15 protein-coding genes and 1 tRNA gene are annotated in these 15,808 nt (G+C 34.1%); all 16 read left to right on the top strand.

Annotated features, from left to right (window positions below):
- The first annotated feature begins 19 nt into the window (after window positions 1–19).
- Window positions 20–856 carry an energy transducer TonB gene (locus FGM02_RS01865; RefSeq protein WP_139956375.1) on the top strand — a complete coding sequence of 279 codons (837 nt, stop codon included), beginning with the start codon at window positions 20–22 and terminating at the stop codon, window positions 854–856.
- Window positions 857–941: 85 nt separating this feature from the next.
- Window positions 942–2,159, top strand: a complete 1,218-nt coding sequence (locus tag FGM02_RS01860) for a bifunctional folylpolyglutamate synthase/dihydrofolate synthase (RefSeq protein ID WP_139957735.1) — start codon at window positions 942–944, stop codon at window positions 2,157–2,159.
- Between the two features lie 60 nt (window positions 2,160–2,219).
- Window positions 2,220–2,294: transfer RNA gene (locus tag FGM02_RS01855), tRNA-Val, on the top strand.
- Window positions 2,295–2,581: 287 nt separating this feature from the next.
- Window positions 2,582–3,553, top strand: a complete 972-nt coding sequence (locus FGM02_RS01850; RefSeq protein ID WP_139956373.1) for a Gfo/Idh/MocA family protein — start codon at window positions 2,582–2,584, stop codon at window positions 3,551–3,553.
- Between the two features lie 17 nt (window positions 3,554–3,570).
- Complete coding sequence (gene rfbC / locus FGM02_RS01845; RefSeq protein ID WP_139956371.1) at window positions 3,571–4,143, top strand: dTDP-4-dehydrorhamnose 3,5-epimerase; 573 nt, start codon at window positions 3,571–3,573, stop codon at window positions 4,141–4,143.
- Window positions 4,136–5,014: a dTDP-4-dehydrorhamnose reductase gene (gene rfbD, locus FGM02_RS01840; RefSeq protein WP_139956369.1), complete on the top strand. Its 879-nt coding sequence runs from the start codon at window positions 4,136–4,138 to the stop codon at window positions 5,012–5,014. Before rfbC ends, rfbD begins: the two co-directional genes overlap by 8 nt.
- 47 nt (window positions 5,015–5,061) lie before the next feature.
- Window positions 5,062–6,078, top strand: coding sequence for a mannose-1-phosphate guanylyltransferase (locus FGM02_RS01835; protein ID WP_139956367.1), 1,017 nt, complete (start codon window positions 5,062–5,064; stop codon window positions 6,076–6,078).
- A gap of 64 nt (window positions 6,079–6,142) precedes the next feature.
- Complete coding sequence (gene gmd / locus FGM02_RS01830) at window positions 6,143–7,255, top strand: GDP-mannose 4,6-dehydratase (protein WP_139956365.1); 1,113 nt, start codon at window positions 6,143–6,145, stop codon at window positions 7,253–7,255.
- A gap of 6 nt (window positions 7,256–7,261) precedes the next feature.
- Window positions 7,262–8,194 (top strand): GDP-L-fucose synthase family protein, encoded by a 933-nt coding sequence (locus FGM02_RS01825; RefSeq protein WP_139956364.1) that lies wholly within the window; start codon window positions 7,262–7,264, stop codon window positions 8,192–8,194.
- Window positions 8,184–9,347: a DegT/DnrJ/EryC1/StrS family aminotransferase gene (locus FGM02_RS01820; protein WP_139956362.1), complete on the top strand. Its 1,164-nt coding sequence runs from the start codon at window positions 8,184–8,186 to the stop codon at window positions 9,345–9,347. The genes FGM02_RS01825 and FGM02_RS01820 overlap by 11 nt, the downstream gene beginning before the upstream one ends.
- A gap of 294 nt (window positions 9,348–9,641) precedes the next feature.
- Complete coding sequence (locus FGM02_RS01815) at window positions 9,642–10,073, top strand: adenylyltransferase/cytidyltransferase family protein (protein WP_139956360.1); 432 nt, start codon at window positions 9,642–9,644, stop codon at window positions 10,071–10,073.
- Window position 10,074: 1 nt separating this feature from the next.
- On the top strand, window positions 10,075–11,400 hold the full coding sequence (locus tag FGM02_RS01810) for a UDP-glucose dehydrogenase family protein (RefSeq protein ID WP_139956358.1): 1,326 nt from the start codon (window positions 10,075–10,077) through the stop codon (window positions 11,398–11,400).
- Entirely contained in the window at window positions 11,401–12,426 is a 1,026-nt protein-coding gene (locus FGM02_RS01805; protein WP_139956356.1) for an NAD-dependent epimerase, read from the top strand. It begins immediately after the preceding gene.
- Between the two features lie 2 nt (window positions 12,427–12,428).
- Window positions 12,429–13,427 (top strand): SDR family oxidoreductase, encoded by a 999-nt coding sequence (locus tag FGM02_RS01800; RefSeq protein WP_139956354.1) that lies wholly within the window; start codon window positions 12,429–12,431, stop codon window positions 13,425–13,427.
- Between the two features lie 4 nt (window positions 13,428–13,431).
- Window positions 13,432–14,715 (top strand): nucleotide sugar dehydrogenase, encoded by a 1,284-nt coding sequence (locus FGM02_RS01795; protein ID WP_139956352.1) that lies wholly within the window; start codon window positions 13,432–13,434, stop codon window positions 14,713–14,715.
- Between the two features lie 38 nt (window positions 14,716–14,753).
- Window positions 14,754–15,800 carry a dTDP-glucose 4,6-dehydratase gene (gene rfbB, locus FGM02_RS01790; protein ID WP_139956350.1) on the top strand — a complete coding sequence of 349 codons (1,047 nt, stop codon included), beginning with the start codon at window positions 14,754–14,756 and terminating at the stop codon, window positions 15,798–15,800.
- Window positions 15,801–15,808: the final 8 nt, after the last annotated feature.

Raw genomic sequence — 15,808 nt, 5'->3', positions numbered from 1 at the left:
CATTAAAAGAAAAATAAATATGAAGTATTTAGAAACAAAACATCAAAAAAAATCAGCAGTTATGACGACTGTTTTGATGCTTGCTTTGTTGTTTTTAATATATGCTTTCGGAATGAAATACCAAGATCCTCCTGAAGAATATGGTGTGGCCATAAATTTTGGGACTTCTGATGTAGGGAACGGCCCACCTGTAATAGAAGAATCCGTTAAGTCGGCTCCAAAAGTCCAAGAGGTTCAAGAACAAGTGGTAGAAGAGGTAGCAGAGGAGGCGCCAGAGGTTTTGAAAGAGGAATTGATTACGCAAGAAAATGTAGATGCTCCAGTAGTTGCAAAAGAGAAAAAAAAGGAAATTCAAAAACCAAAGCCTAGGGCTAAAGAAATAGAAAAAAAACCGATTGTAAAGGAGGTTCCTAAGCCTTCTAAAGAAACGCAAAATGCACTGGCTAATTTGTTAAATGGAAGTAAATCGGATGGAGCAACTTCCAAAGGAGAAGGAGATGATCAGCAATCCGGCTTAAAAGGAAAAGTTGATGGAGATCCCACTTCTTCTAAGTACTACGGAAATGGAGGTACGGGTGGAGATGGAAATTACAATTTAGCGGGTAGAAAACCACTAACACGACCTGTCGTAAAACCTAATTGCAATGAAGAAGGTACCGTGGTTGTAAGTATTGAAGTAGATAAAACGGGGAAAGTGATAAAAGCAACTCCAGGGGTAAAAGGGACGACAAATACAGCACCTTGTTTATTGAGTCCGGCAAAGCAGGCAGCCTTACAAACCAAATGGAATGCAGATGGGGATGCGCCAAACAAACAAGTTGGGGTCATTGTGTATAAGTTTTCTTTGTCAGAATAGTTATTAATTAAAAATTTATTTTACTCAACACTCAACACTCAACACTCAACACTCAACACTCAACACTCAACACTCAACACTCATGATGAATTATCAAGAAACACTAGATTGGTTGTTTGTGCAGTTGCCCATGTATCAAAGACAGGGAGCCGCAGCTTATAAAAAAGATTTGTCGAATACATTGTTAATGTCGGAGCGCTTACAACATCCGGAAAACAATTTTAAAAGTATTCATGTAGCAGGAACTAATGGTAAAGGATCTACAAGTCATATGTTAGCTTCTGTCTTGCAAGAAGCGGGTTATAAGGTAGGTTTGTATACTTCTCCCCATTTAAAAGATTTTAGAGAAAGAATAAAAATCAATGGCAAAGAAATCACAGAAAAATATGTGGTTGATTTTGTTGCAGAACAAAAAACGTTTTTCGAAACAAACTTTTTGTCTTTCTTCGAAATGACTGTTGGTTTGGCTTTTCAGTATTTTAGTGATGAAAAAGTAGATATTGCTATTATAGAAGTCGGTTTAGGCGGGCGATTAGATTCTACAAATATTGTTATGCCAGAAGTTTCAGTAATTACAAATATAGGCTTGGACCATACGCAGTTTTTAGGAGATACTTTAAAGAAGGTAGCTTTTGAAAAAGGAGGTATTATAAAGTTCAATATTCCTGTGGTTGTAGGTGAGTTTCAAAAGGAAACTTTCCCTGTTTTTAAAGAAATTGCCAAAGTAAAAAATGCCGATTTGTTTTTGGCTTCTGAATTGGTGAAAGAAAACTATGATTCCGATTTAATAGGAGCTTATCAAAAACACAATATTAAAACCGTCATTCAAGCTATAAAACTAATTAGAACGAAAGGCTTTTTAGTTTCTGAAACAGATTTAAAAAATGGATTAAAAAAGGTTGTTGAAAATACCGGTTTGTTAGGTCGTTGGCAGTTGTTACAAGAAAATCCGAAGGTAATTTGTGATACGGCACATAATAAAGAAGGCCTTTTATATACCATGGAGCAATTAAAAAAGGAGTCGTTTGTAAAATTGCATATTGTTTTAGGTGTGGTTAACGATAAAGATTTAGCTGCGGTTTTGCCTTTGTTTCCAAAAAACGCAAATTATTATTTTTGCAAACCAGATTTAGGAAGAGGCTTAGATGCACATGAATTAAAGTCGGCTGCTAGGGGATTTGGACTGAACGGAGAAGTGTTTTTGTCTGTGAATCAGGCATATAAAAACGCCTTAAAAAATGCTACTACAGAAGATTGTATCTATGTTGGAGGGAGTACATTTGTCGTTGCTGAAATTTTATAAAAAAAAGATAAAAAAAATTGTTGTTTATCTAAATAAGCGTTGTATATTTGCCACCGCTAAGGGCAATTAGCTCAGTTGGTTCAGAGCACCTCGTTTACACCGAGGGGGTCGGGGGTTCGAATCCCTCATTGCCCACCGAAACTCCACAAGAAATTGTGGAGTTTTTTTTTGTTCGAAATCTATGTAATGATCGTATTTAGTTTTCGTGCTACATTTGTTTTTTCTATATTGGAGATTGTTTCTTTTTAAGAAGTAGACTCATCAAAAATATGTATTTTTACCTAGTTTTTGAATTAGATATAATTTGTTGTGGCGGTTCAAAAAAATGGAAATGTTGATGGTGAAATTTAATGGTAGCGCTATGTTTTGTTTTGAAAAATTAAGAAGATACGCATATTGGGAACGTTGATAAAGTAAAGAATATGAAGAATTTTGCGCTTATTGGAGCAGCTGGATATATTGCGCCCAGGCATTTGAAAGCAATTAAGGATACAAATAATAATTTAATAGCCGCATTGGATAAATTCGATAGTGTTGGTTTGATGGATAGTTATTTTCCTGAAGCTGACTTTTTTGTTGAATTTGAACGGTTTGATCGTCATATAGAAAGGTTGCGTCGGGAAAAAGGAATTCCTTTGGATTATGTAAGTATTTGTACACCTAATTATTTACATGATGCGCATATCCGAATGGCACTTAGAAGTGGTGCAGATGCCATTTGTGAAAAGCCATTGGTATTAAATCCTTGGAATTTGGATGCTTTAATTGATATAGAAAAAACGACAGGAAATAAAGTGTATACTATTTTGCAATTAAGATTGCATCCCAGTATTATTGCTTTGAAAGAGAAAATTGCCATCGGACCTAAAGATAAAATTTACGATGTCGATTTGACCTATCTGACATCTCGTGGGAATTGGTATTATACATCTTGGAAAGGAGATGTTTCTAAGTCGGGGGGGATAGCCTCTAATATTGGTGTACATTTTTACGATATGCTTTCATGGGTATTTGGAGATGTAAAAACAAATAAAGTGCATTTACATGAGCACGATAGAGCAGCAGGGTATTTAGAATTTGAGAAAGCTAGAGTAAAATGGTTTTTGTCAATCGACTATAATGTGTTACCAGAGGAAATAAAAGAAAAAGGCCAACGGACCTATCGATCTATCACTATTGAGGGAGAAGAAATTGAGTTTAGTGGAGGTTTCACTGAATTGCATACAAGAAGTTACGAAGGGATTTTAAATGGAAATGGTTTCGGTTTGGATGATGCAAGGCAATCAATTGAAATTGTACATGCGATTCGGAATATGGAATTGAGTACACAAGAAGCAGGTGAGGTGCATGATTTTGTGAGTTTGCCTAAATCAAAACATCCTTTTGAAAGATAAAAAAGAATAAGAAATAAATGGAGTTTTTACAAACAGAATTAGCTGGATTGGTCGTGTGTAATCCTAAGGTTTATTATGATGAACGAGGGTACTTTTCAGAAGTTTTTAAAAAAGAAGAATTAGAAAAATTTTTGGGGTTTGAGGTTTCTTTTGATCAAGACAACGAATCTAAATCTACCTTTGGTGTAGTAAGAGGTTTGCATTATCAAAAAGGAATTTGGAGTCAGTCAAAATTGATACGAGTTATACAAGGTGAAATTTTGGATGTCGTGGTTGACATGCGAAAATCGTCAGAAACTTTTGGACATACGTTTTCTATTTTGTTGAATGATGAAAATAAAACGCAATTGTTTGTGCCAAAGGGTTTTGCGCATGGTTATGCGGTTTTAAGTGAAGTAGCTATCGTGTCTTATAAAGTAGATGCTAAATATGCCCCAGAGTCAGAGGCTGGTGTCTCTTATTTAGACAAGACATTGAATATAGATTGGAAGTTGAAAAACGAAGATATTATTGTTTCAGAAAAAGATTTGGTATTGCCAGAGTTTAACCAAGCTGTATGTTTTGAAGAAGAATTGAAATTTTATGAATAATATTTTAGTTGTAGGTTCTGAAGGGCAATTGGGGAGTGAAATTTATTCTTTAAAAGATGAATTTCCACAGTTCAATTATTTCTTTGTGTCTAAAAATGAGTTAGATATTATTGAAAAGGAGCAGATTTCGAAATTTGTGTCTTTGAATTCAGTGAATACAATTGTTAATTGTGCTGCCTATACAAACGTAGAAATGGCGGAAGAAAATAGTTCTCAAGCAGATTTGGTGAATTATATCGGCGTAAAGAATTTAGGAGAGGTCTCTAAGGAAAATGGAATTTCTTTATGGCATCTATCCACAGATTATGTATTTGATGGGGATTCAGGAAAAGACTATTCTGAAAATGCAATTCCTAATCCAATCAATGCTTACGGAGTTTCTAAGTTAAAAGGAGAGCAGGTCTTGTTGGAAATAGCGCCAGATAATTCGGTGATTATTAGAACATCTTGGCTGTACAGTAGTTTTGGAAGTAATTTTTGTAAAACAATGCTAAGACTGTCTAAAGAAAAAGAAAGTATTACTGTGGTAAATGATCAATTTGGAACACCAACCTATGCGAAAGATTTAGCAAAATGTATTTTAGAGAATATTGTAAATACAAAACATACAGGAGTTAAATTGTATCATTTTTCAAATGAAGGAAGTTGTAGTTGGTTTGGTTTTGCCGCAGAAATAATGAAGATTTCTGGTAGTAATTGTCGAGTATTGCCGGTGGCTAGCACGGCGTATAAAACAAAAGCCGTGCGCCCAAAAAGGAGTGTTTTAAATACGTCTTTGATAAAAAAAGAATTAGGGGTTTCTATAAATGATTGGCAGAAATCTTTAAAGGAATGTCTTGTGGAAATAAAAAAACACAAAAAAAAAGTTTAGAAATAGGTCAAAAGTTAGTAAGTTCAATGTTTTAAAAAAAAATAATTATGGAAAATAAACTAGTTCATGTATTGTTGACAGGAGGTATCGGTAGTAGGCTATGGCCGCTTTCAAGAAAAAGTAGACCGAAACAGTATTTAGAAATATTTGAAAATAAATCCTTATTTGAAAAAACGTTGCTTCGAAGCAAAGAACTAGTTGATGAAGTAATTGTGGTTGGTAATACAGATAACTGTCATTTAAGTCGTGCTATTTTAGAAAAAACAAATACGAGCTATTTTGATATTATAGAATCTACACCAAGAAATACAGCTGCCGCAATTGCTTTTGCAGCCTTTGCTGCAGATTCAGATTCTGTGCTTTTGGTCACTCCTTCAGATCATATGATTGATGGAGAAAAAGCGTATAAAGAAGCGTTGGATGAAGCCGTTCAAAAGGCCAAAGATGGTTTTATAGTTACCTTTGGAGTGACTCCTAAAAAACCGGAAACCGGATATGGTTATATCGAGTATGAGAAGGATGATGTGATTTCTTTTAGAGAAAAACCTAATTTGGAAACAGCAAAAGATTTTATTAGAAAAGGTGGTTTTTTATGGAACAGTGGTATGTTTTGTTTTAAGGCAGGTGTGTTTTTAGCAGAATTAGAAAAATATTCTCCTATTGTTTATAAGAAAGCAAAAAAAGCTTGGGAAAATTCAGGTGATGAAAACAGTAAAGTTTGTCGTTTAGATTTAGACCTTTCTTTAGATATTCCGTCTATCAGTGTTGATTATGCTGTGATGGAACGCAGTTCAAAAATAAAAGTAGTGCCTGCAAATTTTAAATGGTCCGATTTAGGTTCGTTTGAATCTGTGTATGAATATTTGGTAGGACAAGGCCATCCAGTAGATGAAAACCGAAACATGGTCATCGGTTCCGATAGGTTTACAGCTTTTGTAGGAATGAGAAATACCATTCTTGTTTGTACGCCAGACGCAAATTTGATTTTACAGAAAAGAGCTTCTCAAGATGTAAAAGAAGTATATAATAAATTAGATAGTGAAAATTCCGATTTGTTGAATTAAGAAAGAAGTAATAGTACGTAATTTTATTTGTAAAAATAAAGTTTATGAATTTATAAGATTAAATATGAAAGTAGCATTTATAACAGGTGTAACAGGGCAGGATGGAGCCTATTTGAGTGAGTTTTTGTTGAAAAAAGGCTATGAGGTTCATGGAATGAAAAGAAGGACTTCTTTGTTTAATACAGATAGGATAGATCATTTATATCAAGATCCACATATCGAAAATCAAAATTTCTTTTTGCACTATGGTGATATGACCGATAGTACAAATATTACAAGACTAATTCAACAAATTAAGCCAGATGAAATTTATAATTTGGCAGCAATGAGTCATGTGCATGTTTCTTTTGAGACACCAGAGTATACGGGAAATGCGGATGGTTTGGGGACTTTACGAATTTTAGATGCCGTACGTTTGTTAGGGATGGAAAAGAAAGTACGTATTTATCAAGCCTCAACTTCAGAGTTGTATGGTAAAGTTCAGGAAGTTCCACAAACGGAAACAACTCCTTTTTATCCACGTTCACCATATGCGGTGGCAAAAATGTATGCTTACTGGATTACGGTAAATTATCGTGAAGCTTATGGAATGTTTGCGTGTAATGGTATTTTATTTAATCATGAATCTCCTATTCGAGGAGAAACTTTTGTAACTCGTAAAATTACTCGTGCTACAGCTAGAATTGCCTTAGGATTGCAAGATAAATTTTATTTAGGGAATTTAGATGCCAAAAGAGATTGGGGGCATGCTAAAGATTATGTTCGCATGATGTGGATGATTTTACAGGCAGAAGAAGCCGAAGATTGGGTAATAGCCACGGGAGTTACAACTCCTGTAAGAGAGTTTGTAAGAATGAGTTTTGCAGAAGTTGGAATTACACTTGAGTTTAAAGGTGAAGGTGTTGATGAAAAGGCATATGTAGTTGCATGTGAAAATCCAGCATATCAAATTGAAATAGGAAAAGAGGTTTTAGCAGTAGATCCTAAATATTTCCGTCCTACGGAAGTGGAATTGTTAGTAGGTGATGCAAGCAAGGCTAAAAATAAATTGGGTTGGGAACTGGAATATGAATTGTCAGACTTGGTAAAAGACATGATGAAAAGTGATCTGAAGTTAATGACCAAAGACCAATATTTGAAAGAAGGTGGTTACTACACAAATAATTATTTTGAATAATTCTCAATGAAAATATTAATTACTGGTGGCTCAGGAATGGTGGGCCGAAATATTTTAGCACATGAAAATGTTGCAGATTTTGAATTTCTAAACCCAACAAGTGCAGTTTTAAATCTCCTTAGTTTTTCTGAAGTAGATGAATACATAAAAAATAACACACCCGATTTGATTATTCATGCCGCCGGAAAAGTTGGAGGTATTCACGCAAATATGGCAGATCCTGTTGGTTTTCTAGTTGACAACCTAGATATGGGAAGAAATGTAATTTTAGCAGCTAAAAAAAATAGGGTAGCTAAATTGCTCAATTTAGGAAGTTCATGCATGTATCCAAGAGATGCGGCAAATCCCTTGAATGAAGATCTTATTTTGAAAGGTGAACTAGAGCCTACAAATGAAGGTTATGCACTGGCAAAAGTAGTAGCAGCTCGGCTGTGTGCGTATATTTCTCAAGAAGATAATTATTTTGCTTACAAAACAATTATACCTTGTAATTTGTTTGGTGCTTATGATAAGTTTTCTCCTAAAAATTCGCACATGCTTCCTGCGGTCATTAGGAAGATTCATGAAGCAAAAGAAAATCAGCTCGGCACAATTGATATTTGGGGCGATGGCTTGGCGAGAAGGGAATTTATGCATGCAGAAGATTTGGCAAATTTCATCTTTTTTGCAATTGATAATTTTGAAAAAATGCCTCAAAACCTGAATGTAGGACTGGGCTACGACTATACAATTAATGAGTATTACAAAGCCATAGCGGACGTGATCGGTTATACAGGAGATTTTGTACATGACTTAAGTAAGCCTGTAGGAATGAAACAGAAACTTATTGATGTCACAAGGCTATCGGAGTTTGGATGGAAACATGCATTAAGTATGAAAGAAGGTATTGAAAAAACATATGATTTTTATAAAAATAATATTCTAAAAGATGAATTATAAATTAGCCTCTTCTACATGGGATGAGAAAGAATTACAGGCCATTCAGTCTGTTATTGATAAAGATATTTATACCATGGGAGATAGTGTTCAGAAATTTGAAGAAAATTTTTCTGATTTCTTGAATACAAAATATTGTGTAATGACAAGCTCCGGTTCAACAGCAAATTTAATTGCTGTCGCAGCACTTTTTTTTACAAAAAATAACAAGCTGAAAAGAGGAGATGAAGTTATTGTACCCGCTGTTTCTTGGTCAACTACCTATTTTCCGTTGCAGCAATATGGCTTGAAATTAAAATTTGTGGATGTTGATTTAGAGACCCTGAATTTTGATTTAGAAGCACTTGAATCCGCAATTTCTGAGAAAACAAGGTTGATTATGACAGTTAATCTTTTGGGGAATCCAAATGATTTTGATGCGATCAATGCCATGATTTCAGAAAAGAATATTATTTTATTAGAAGATAATTGTGAATCGATGGGGGCTGAGTACAAAGGGAAGCAAGCAGGTACTTTCGGCGTAATGGGAACCTTTTCTACTTTTTTTTCACATCATATGGCTACCATGGAAGGTGGTTTTGTTACTACCGACGACGAAGAGTTGTATCATATATTACTCTCTTTGAGAGCGCATGGTTGGACGAGGAATTTGCCCGACAAAAATCATGTGTCGAATAAAAGTAAGGATTGGTTTAAAGAGTCATTTAGGTTTGTTTTACCTGGCTACAATGTGAGGCCATTGGAAATGAGTGGTGCTATTGGTGTAGAGCAGTTAAAAAAATTGCCTTCTTTTATTGAGAATAGAAGGAATAACGCCCAGAAATTTGTTGAATTGTTTAAGAATCATCCTGATTTTATCATACAAAAAGATATAGATAAGAGTTCGTGGTTTGGTTTTTCATTAATAATTAAAGCGACTTCTAAAGTAAAAAGAGAAGATGTTGTTGCTAAATTAGTGGATAATAATATTGACTGTAGACCTATAGTGACGGGAGATTTTACTCAAAATGAGGTGATGCAATATTTTGATTATGAAATTCATGGTGAATTGAAAAATGCAAAATACTTACATGAACATGGGTTGTTTGTTGGTAATCAACAAGTGACAATATTAGATAAAATAGAATATTTATTCCAAGTTTTATCAGAAGTGTAAAATTGATAGAGGAAGACTTTGGAGTGTAAATAGAGTTAAGAGTTTGCTTTTTTAAAAATGGTGTAACTTATCAAGAGTTGAAAAAGTGTAATTATGAGTTTTAATTAGTTAATTGATTGTATTACAGTTTGTTGAATTTCGGTTGTTTCGCAATTACTTATCGTTAAAGGAATAGGTGTAATTGCGGTTGACGTAATTAAATTATTATCATTTGTTAAAAAAATATTAAAACTCAAAATTTTAAAGTATTTTTGCACGAGTTTTAGCAATCATGTATTTAACTATAAATAGATTATGAAAATAGGAATTACTTTTAGTGCTTTTGATTTGTTACATGCAGGTCATATCACAATGTTGGAAGACGCAAAACGACAATGTGATTATTTAATTTGTGGAATTCAGACAGATCCAACACTAGATCGTCCAGAGAAAAACAGGCCTGTTCAATCGGTTGTTGAGCGATATATCCAATTGAAAGGTTGTCGTTTTGTGGATGAAATAGTACCATATGCTACAGAACAAGATTTAGAAGATGTTTTGAGATCTTTCAAAATTGACGTACGAGTAATTGGAGAAGAATATGCGAATAAAAAATTTACAGGACGAGAGTACTGTGAAGAAAAAGGGATTCAACTTTATTTTAATAAAAGAGAGCACAGGTTTTCTAGCAGCGGATTAAGAAAAGAAGTACATGACAAAGAGAAGCTTAAAGAAATAAAAATATAATATGAATATTGTAGTTATTGGGTCAGGATATGTTGGTTTAGTTTCTGGAACCTGTTTTTCTGAAATGGGAAATAGAGTTACCTGTGTAGACATAGATCCTAAAAAAATTGAAAAGTTAAATAACGGAATCATTCCAATTTTTGAACCTGGTTTAGAGCCAATGGTTTTGAAAAATATAAAAAATAAGAATCTTTATTTTACCACAGATCTGTCAGAGGCAATAAAAGATGCTGAAATAGTTTTTATTGCTGTAGGTACGCCAATGGGAGATGATGGTTCTGCAGATTTGCAATATGTTTTAGCAGTAGCGAAATCTATAGGGCAAACGATGCAAAAAAGACTGGTAGTTGTAGATAAATCTACTGTGCCAATTGGAACAGCAGACAAAGTGAAAGCTGCTATTCAAACCGAATTGGATACAAGAGGTGTTTCTTTGGAATTTGATGTAGTTTCTAATCCAGAATTTTTAAAGGAAGGAGCGGCAATCGCTGATTTCATGAAGCCCGATAGAGTTGTGATAGGTGCTGATAGTGCTATCGCAATAGATAAAATGAAGGAGTTGTATCATCCATTTTGTATGTCTCATGATCGTTTTATCTCAATGGATATTCGTTCAGCAGAAATGACAAAATACGCAGCCAATGCCATGTTGGCAACAAAAATTTCATTTATGAATGAAATTGCAAACATTTGTGAAAAAGTTGGAGCAGATGCGAATCAAGTCCGCATAGGAATTGGATCGGATGCTCGAATTGGATATAGTTTTATTTATCCAGGAGCCGGTTACGGAGGTTCTTGTTTTCCTAAAGATGTGAAAGCTTTAAAGAAAATTGCTGAGGAAAATGGCTACAAAGCTGAATTGATTACTTCTGTAGAGAATGTTAATGATGCTCAAAAATTAGTCATTGCTCAAAAAATAGTTAAAAAGTTTGGAGAAGATTTATCAGGCTTAACTTTTGCTTTATGGGGATTGGCTTTCAAACCAGGAACTGATGATATGAGAGAAGCACCTGCCATCTATATCGTAAAAGAATTGGTAAAAAGAGGCGCTAAGATTCAAGCTTATGATCCTAAGGCAATCGAAGAGGCAAAAGAGTGTTATTTAAACGGTGTAGAAAATATTAAATATTTTGAATCAAAATACGATGTGTTAAAAGGTTCAGATGCTTTAATTTTGTTAACAGAATGGAAAGAATTCCGTTCTCCTGATTTTGAAGAAATAAAACAGCAATTAAAGTTGCCTGTTATTTTTGACGGAAGAAACCAGTACAACGCCTTTAATTTAGAAGAGAAAGGATTTGAATATTACCAAATAGGGAAAAACTAAATGAAGATACTTGTAACAGGAGCCGCAGGCTTTATTGGTTTTCACTTATCAAAATCTTTGCTAGCCAAAGGACATCAAGTAGTGGGGATAGATAATATCAACGACTATTACGATGTAAACTTAAAATATGCCCGTTTGAATGAATTGGGCATTCAAAGAGTAGATGCTGAGGAGTTTTTAAAGAACGCAACAGGTTCACTTTATGAAGCAAATTTCCAATTTGTAAGAATGAATTTGGAAGACAGAGAAGCTTTGCCAAAATTATTTAAGGAGCAAGAGTTTGATGTTGTCTGTAATTTAGCAGCACAAGCAGGAGTAAGGTATAGTATTGAAAATCCAGAAGCTTATATTGATAGCAATGTGGTGGGGTATTTAAACATTTTAGAATGTTGCCGTCACAATAAAATCAAGCATTTGTTGTACGCAAGTAGTTCAAGTGTTTATGGCGAAAATAAAAAAGTGCCATTTTCAACAACCGATAATGTCGATTACCCGATAAGTTTATATGCAGCTACTAAAAAAAGCAACGAATTAATGGCGCATACATACAGCCATTTGTATGATGTTCCAACTACAGGACTTCGCTTTTTTACCGTGTATGGACCTTGGGGAAGACCTGATATGGCCATCTATTTGTTTGCTGATGCTATTTCAAATAACAAAGCCATCAAAGTGTTTAATAACGGAAATATGAGCCGTGATTTTACGTATATAGATGATATTGTTAATGGAATTGAGATATTATTGGAAAATCGTCCGGAAAAAGCAGAAGGAAAACCTGCCTATAGAATTTCAAATATAGGGAATGGGAGACCTCAAAGTTTAGGGGATTTTATCAAAGCTATTGAAACTAGTTTTGGTGTGGAGGCTCAAAAAGAATTCTTACCGATGCAAGCAGGTGATGTTCCACAAACGTGGGCTGATGTTTCGGATATTGAAAAATTAGGATATAAAAGTACAACTGGAATAAATGAAGGCGTACTACAGTTTGTGAATTGGTATAAATCATATAAAAAAAAGAAATAAACATGAGTAATATTTCAGAAATTAAATTATCTAATAAGAAGATTTTAGTCACCGGAGGTGCGGGGTTTATTGGTTCTAATTTAATTCAAACTTTGCTAGAGAAACAAAATGAAGTAGTTTGTTTGGATAATTTTGCTACAGGAAAACAAGAAAATGTGGATCCGTTTATGGCAAATGAATCCTTTACTTTAATTAAAGGTGATATCAGGAACTTAGACGATTGTCATAAGGCGGTTGCTGGTGTAGATTATGTGTTACATGAAGCTGCTTTAGGCTCTGTGCCTAGATCGATTAACGATCCAATTACAACCAATGATGTAAATGTTGGTGGGTTTTTAAATATGTTAGTTGCTGCTCGTGATGCAGGAGTAAAAAGATTTGTATATGCAGCGAGTTCTTCTACTTATGGAGATTCTAAATCGATGCCTAAGGTAGAAGAAGTCATTGGTAGACCTTTGTCTCCTTATGCAATTACAAAGTTTGTGAATGAATTGTATGCCGATACTTTTTTTAAAGTATATGGTTTTGAAACCATTGGTTTAAGATATTTTAATGTTTTTGGAAGAAGGCAAGATCCAGATGGAGCTTATGCAGCTGTAATTCCTAAGTTTGTAAATCAATTGATCAATCACGAATCGCCAGTTGTTAATGGTGATGGTGAATATTCAAGAGACTTCACTTATATAGATAATGTTATTGAAATGAATTTACGTGCATTAACTGTTGAAGATAAAGCAGCTGTAAATCAAGTGTACAATACAGCTTTTGGTGAAAGAGCTACTTTAAATGATTTATTGACTTCATTGAAAGATAATTTAGCAGAATATGATGCGAAAATAAAGGATATTGAAGTTGTCTATGGACCATTAAGAGCTGGTGATGTTCCACATTCATTGGCAAGTATAGAAAAAGCAAAAAAATTATTAAACTATAATCCAGAATTTTCATTGCAGCAAGGATTGAAAGAAGCTGTTAACTGGTATTGGGAAAAATTAAAATAAAAGTATGACTAAGATTAAAATTGGAGTAATTGGATTAGGCTATGTAGGATTGCCTTTGGCAAGGTTATTTGCTACAAAATATGCAGTTGTTGGTTTTGATATTAATTCAGGCAGAATAGCAGAGTTAATGGCAGGTAGTGACAGCACATTAGAAGTTGAAGATGAGGTTTTACAAAGTGTTTTGGTTCAGGAAAATGGAGCTGCTAATGGTTTGTATTGTTCTAGTAAATTGGAAGATTTAAAAGAATGTAACTATTTCATCATTACGGTACCTACTCCGGTAGATAAAAATAACAGACCAGTTCTTACACCTTTAGTAAAAGCTAGTGAAACGGTTGGTCAAGTATTAAAGCAAGGAGATGTTGTGGTATATGAATCTACTGTTTATCCAGGCGCTACAGAAGAGGAGTGTATTCCTGTTTTAGAAAGGGTTTCTGGTTTGACGTTCAACAAAGACTTTTTTGCAGGATATTCTCCAGAAAGAATCAATCCGGGAGATAAGGAACATACGGTTGAAAAAATATTAAAAGTAACTTCGGGTTCTACTCCTGAAATGGGAAGAAAAATAGACGACTTGTACAAGTCTGTTATTATTGCTGGAACGCATTTGGCACCGACCATTAAAGTTGCTGAAGCTGCAAAAGTGATCGAAAATTCACAAAGAGATATCAATATTGCTTTTGTAAATGAATTGGCTAAGATTTTTAACTTGATGGGAATCAATACACATGATGTATTGGAAGCCGCGGGTACAAAATGGAATTTCTTGCCTTTTAAACCAGGTTTAGTTGGAGGTCACTGTATTGGAGTTGACCCTTATTATTTGGCGCAAAAAGCGCAAGAATATGGTTACCATCCTGAAATTATTTTAGCAGGTAGAAGACTGAATGATAGTATGGGGGCCTATGTCGCTTCTGAAGTTGTAAAAACCATGATTCAGAAAGACATAAAAATTAAAAATGCAAAGGTGTTAACTTTGGGAATTACCTTTAAAGAAAACTGTCCGGATGTTAGAAATACCAAAGTGGTCGATGTGATTTCATCATTGAAAGAATATGGTGTTGAAGTAACTATTTACGATCCTTGGGCAAACGCCGATGAGGTAAAACATGAATACAATTTAGATTCACTAACAGAGCTTCCAACGGAGAAGTTTGATGCCATTCTTTTAACTGTGGCGCATAATGAATTTAAAGAAATAGATTTTTCTTTATTGAAAAAAGAGAAAGCTATTATTTATGATGTAAAAAATGTTTTAACAGACGCAGTTAGAGATAGCGGTTTATAAAATTGTTATTTAAAAGAAACTATTTATAATTATTTGAGATGAAGAATATTTTAATTACCGGAGGTGCAGGGTTTATTGGATGTCATGTGGTAAAGTTATTTGTTGAAAAATATCCAGATTATACAATTGTCAATATTGACAATCTTACCTATGCAGGTAATTTAGAGAACTTAAAAGTTGTAGAAACAGCCCCAAATTACAAATTCATCAAAGCAGATATTTGTGATCGTGCTCACATAAAAGAAATATTTGAAACATATGGAATTGATACGGTTGTTCATTTAGCCGCAGAATCTCATGTAGATAGATCTATTACCAATCCATTTGAATTTGCACAAACAAATATAATGGGTACGCTTACTTTGCTGAATCAAGCAAAAGAAAGCTGGAAAGATGATATGACCGGAAAAATGTTTTACCATATTTCTACCGACGAAGTTTTTGGTTCTTTAGGGGATTCAGGTTATTTCTTAGAAGATACTTCTTACGATCCACAATCTCCATATTCTGCTTCTAAAGCAAGTTCAGATCATTTTGTACGTGCGTATCACAATACTTATGGTTTGCCTGTATTGGTAACCAATTGTTCAAATAATTATGGACCCAACCAGTTTCCTGAGAAATTGATTCCACTTTTCATTAACAATATTTTAAATGAAAAACCTTTACCGGTTTATGGTGCTGGTTTAAATATTAGAGATTGGTTGTATGTGGTAGATCATGCAAGAGCTATTGATGTAGTTTTGCACAAAGGAAAAGTTGGAGAAACCTATAATATTGGCGGATTTAACGAATGGTCGAACATAGATTTGATCAAAGTGATTTGTAGAGAAATGGATAACAAATTGCAAAAACCAGCTGGGACATCTGAAAAGTTGATCAGTTATGTAACGGATAGAGCAGGGCACGATATGCGTTATGCTATTGATTCATCAAAACTTAAAGAAGAATTAGGTTGGGAGCCTTCTTTGCAATTTGAAGAAGGAATTGTGAAAACCATTGACTGGTATTTAGACAACCTTGATTGGATGGAAAGAATTGTAAGTGGAGATTATCAAGAATATTATAACAAACAATATAAATAAACATTAGC

The sequence above is a fragment of the Flavicella sediminum genome (assembly GCF_006381105.1).
Taxonomy (GTDB): Bacteria; Bacteroidota; Bacteroidia; order Flavobacteriales; family Flavobacteriaceae; genus Flavicella; species Flavicella sediminum.
This window is presented reverse-complemented; position numbering and strand designations above follow the sequence as displayed.